At 42.8% G+C, this 3743-nt stretch carries 4 protein-coding genes; 1 reads left to right on the plus strand and 3 read right to left on the minus strand.

The annotated features are described in order from the left end of the window. Nucleotides 1-1048 (plus strand): glycosyltransferase (locus tag HN980_03790; protein ID MBT6928600.1); only part of this gene is annotated, 1048 nt, incomplete at its 5' end. A 9-nt stretch (nt 1049-1057) separates the two neighbouring features. Here HN980_03790 and HN980_03795 read toward each other — a convergent pair. From HN980_03795 to HN980_03805, 3 genes are all read right to left on the minus strand, one after another. Continuing rightward, nucleotides 1058-2026 carry a glycosyltransferase gene (locus HN980_03795; protein ID MBT6928601.1) on the minus strand — a complete coding sequence of 323 codons (969 nt, stop codon included), beginning with the start codon at nt 2024-2026 and terminating at the stop codon, nt 1058-1060. Then, a complete protein-coding gene (locus HN980_03800) occupies nt 2023-2946 on the minus strand; it encodes a glycosyltransferase (protein MBT6928602.1) in 924 nt (307 codons plus the stop codon). The genes HN980_03795 and HN980_03800 overlap by 4 nt, the downstream gene beginning before the upstream one ends. 8 nt (nt 2947-2954) lie before the next feature. Beyond that, the coding region (locus tag HN980_03805; GenBank protein MBT6928603.1) for a GDP-L-fucose synthase at nt 2955-3743 on the minus strand (789 nt) is incomplete at its 5' end.

Here is a 3743-nt window from a genome sequence, read left to right on the forward strand (position 1 = left end):
AAATGGTGATATAAACAAGTATAAAGATAGAACCGAAGAGATTTTCAGCGACGATAGATCTTTAGTTGATATGAAGGGATTTATTGAAGACATAAAAGAATGTGATGTTGTTCATTTGCATTGGGTCGCCAGATTTATTGACTACGAAAGATTTTTCAAGATAATACAAAAGTACAATAAACCTGTTATTTGGAGACTTGCAGACATGAACGCATTTACTGGCGGGTGTCATTATGATAACGACTGTGATAAATTTACTAATGGTTGTGGAGCATGCCCAAGCCTGTGTAGTAATGACGATAACGACTTGTCACATAAAATATGGGCGCGCAAAAACAATATTTTCAAGGCATTGCCACCAGAACAGCTTCACATTGTAACATTAAGCACATGGATATCACAGAAGGTGAAAAAAAGTCCGTTTTTTTCAAGGTTCCCTGTCTCGCAGATACCTAACGGAGTTGATCTAAATGTATTTAAACCTATTAGAAAGTCGGTGGTAAGGGAAGCCATGGATATTCCAGATAAAAAAAAGGTCGTTTTACTGATAGCATGTAATTTAGCAGAGGAAAGAAAAGGAACGAAATATGCTATTGAAGCATTAAATATGATACAGGCCCCAGAAGAATATGTTATTATCACAATAGGTAGTTTCGCTCAAAAAATACCCACGGAGCTACAACACATCCATTTTAATAGTATTACAGATAAAAGGTTGTTGTCGCTTTTTTATAATGCCGCCGATCTATTTGTAATTCCTTCGCTACAAGATAATTTCCCTAACACAGTAACAGAGTCTATAGCCTGCGGAACGCCCGTTGTAGGCTTTAATATTGGTGGTATCCCAGATGTAATTGAAACAGGAACACATGGTTATCTTGTTAATAAAATTGATAGCAAAGAAATGAGTGATAAAATCCATGAATTCTTCAGTGATTCCGATAAGCGCAAAAAAATGTCTTTGAATTGTATCGAGAAAGCAAAAAAGGAATATGACTTGTCTAAGCAGGCTAAAAAGTATATGGAATTATATGCGAACATGAGCTAAAAGCTTGTTTTATTCAGATAGAAGTTTTAGAAGTTGCTGACGAGTAGTTTTGATATCATTGATGCCAAGAACATGACGACGGCCGCATTCTCCCATCTTCTTCGCCAACGAACGCTGCTGTATAAGCGCTTCTAAAGCAGAAACCCACTCTTCATCGCTTTCGACGGCGAAGCTGTTTTCTTCATTGAGGATTTCATGCGTAGCGCCGAAGACATTGCCGACGACAGGAACGCCGCAGGCAAGATATTGAATCGCTTTTATCGGAGACTTCCCTTTAGAGAAAGCGTCTTCTGAAAGAGGCAGCAGCCCGATATCGAGTTTCTGAGTAAAGAGGTGTTCCGTCCCAGGAACGAAAGGAGTATAAGAAAAAGGCACCGCAAGGTCAGGTTTCTTCCCAGAAAATACGTTAAAAGAGACGCGAGGATGCCTTTTTAGTATCGTCGCCAAAATATTCTCCAGACGCTTTAAATGATATAGATTGTTGGGCGCTCCCGCCCAGCCGATAACGATGCCATCACCATCGTTATGCTCAAGAGGCTTCCAAGTATCAAAGTCGATAGCCATAGGAATAACGCATGCTTTGTCGCTGTAATGGTTTGCATAGTTTTTTAGATATAGGTTAGCAGTAACGACAGTATCGGAATTACTAAGCCAGAAACGTATCCGTTTGTTGACGCGCCACTGCGTAATGAAAGAATACGGTTTCCCATGCCTTGTATATACAGCATCGTCAAAATCGAAGATAAGGCGCTTGCTGTGTGCACGAATCTTACGCGCTAAAGACATGTTGATAAGACATTTTTGATTGATAACAATATCGGCATCGGCGATGACGCCTAAGATAGAAGAATCAATGCCTTCCTGGTGAATGAGTGTTACCGTATGCCCTTGCTCTTCAAGAAATGGGATATACTGCGTTATCCTAAATCGTGTACTTCCGGCGTCTTTATCGCCTACTGTGAGGACTACGATTTTCATGATGGAATATCCCGAAGTATAAAGGTTTTCATAGCAGAAAGATCGCCGAGCCACTTTTCCCTTCCTTTTCTACAATTTTTGATGATATCATCGTGTTGTCTTTTTGGGCTTATAAGTTCCGAATTGAGAACGAAGTCCGAAGAGAAAAGGTTCCCTGTCACTCCATCGACGACATATTCGTTCATAGTGGCGTCGTCATGGGCGAGAATAGGCATTCCAAGGCCCATAGCTTCTATGAAACTATAGCCTATGCCTTCTTGGAATCTTGGGGCGATATAGAAGTCTGCTTCGCGGATCTTGGCGAAAAGATCTTCGGTGGCAAGCCATCCAGTAACGCTTTCGACGTCAAAGCGGTAATCCTTAGCCATATCTTTAGGGACGTCTCCCTTGTATATCACTTTAGCTATAGAATCTTCGCCGACGATCTTTACCAGAGTGTCGATAGTTATCTCCGGGTCGCGAGGCCATAAAAAGAAAGTATATGGCGGAGAGCCTTTCAAAGGTATGTCCTCAGAAATAGAAGGTTCAGGGAAATACTGTACGTGTAGTGATGAGAGCCCCTGCGAGGAGACGTATTCATGGATCTTTTTGCAGTGGCTGATGATATGGACATCATACAGACGATAAAAAAGTTTTTTGCGCCAAGAGAACTCCCTAAAACCATCCCACATAGGAAGCCATACGAAGTTTTTACAACGCAAACGCAGAAGATGCTTTGAAAATGAAGGTGGCAGCTGGAAGAAAACAACAATATCAGGGTCGATAGCGTTGACCTGCTTCACGAGCTCTTTATTAGTAAGACGCTCGCGGCGGAACATCGTGACATCGGCGAAATCTTCAAGGAAATCAATGAGAAGAGCGTCGCTCTTCGTTTTCTCGTGAGGCTGGCGCCCTAAGAAAGCAATACGTGGCCGTGACATAGCAATCCTTATTGTAATGCGTTTTTCTGCATGTCAGCATAACTTTTCTTAAGACCTTCCTTCAACGATGTCGTCGAAGACCATCCCAACGACTTGATCTTCGTGATGTCGAGGAGCTTCTGCGGCGTTCCATCAGGACGACTAGTATTCCATAAGATCTCACCACGGTAGTCGACAGCATCGGCGATCGCTTCGGCGAGTTCTTTTATCGTCATATCTTCGCCGCAGCCTATATTGATAAGCGGTGGGATTTCTTCAGAACTAACAAGAGAATCATAAGCATCATCATCGAGACTGAAAAGCATAAACAAAGCATCGGCAACGTCGTCGCTATAAAGGAATTCCCTTCGTACCGTTCCAGTTCCCCAACACGTCACGGAAGGAGATCCAGACTCTTTGGCTTCATGGAACCTCCGAAGCAATGCAGGAAGTACGTGAGAATTCTCAGGGTGATAAGAATCGTTAAGGCCATAGAGATTCGTTGGCATGGCAGCCAAAAATTTCGTGCTGTATTGCCTGTTATACGCCCAGCACATCTCAATGCCAGCAATCTTGGCGATGGCATATGGACGGTTTGTCTTCTCAAGAGTACCAGTAAGAAGACATTCCTCTTTCATCGGCTGTTGGCATCCGCGAGGGTATATACACGAAGATCCAAGGAATATCAGACGCCGCACACCACAACGCCACGATTCGTGTATGATGTTTTGCTGTATAGCAAGGTTCTCATAGATGAACTCCGCAGGGTATGTGTCGTTGGCTAAGATACCACCAACCTTAGCGGCACAAAGGAAGAC

The sequence above is a fragment of the Waddliaceae bacterium genome, assembly GCA_018694295.1.
Taxonomy (GTDB): Bacteria; Chlamydiota; Chlamydiia; order Chlamydiales; family JABHNK01; genus JABHNK01.

Excerpts from the sequence above, each read along its gene's own strand:
- HN980_03800 (MBT6928602.1), bottom strand. The coding sequence starts at position 2,946 with ATGTCACGGCCACGTATTGCTTTCTTAGGGCGCCAGCCTCACGAGAAA.
- HN980_03795 (MBT6928601.1), bottom strand. The coding sequence starts at position 2,026 with ATGAAAATCGTAGTCCTCACAGTAGGCGATAAAGACGCCGGAAGTACA.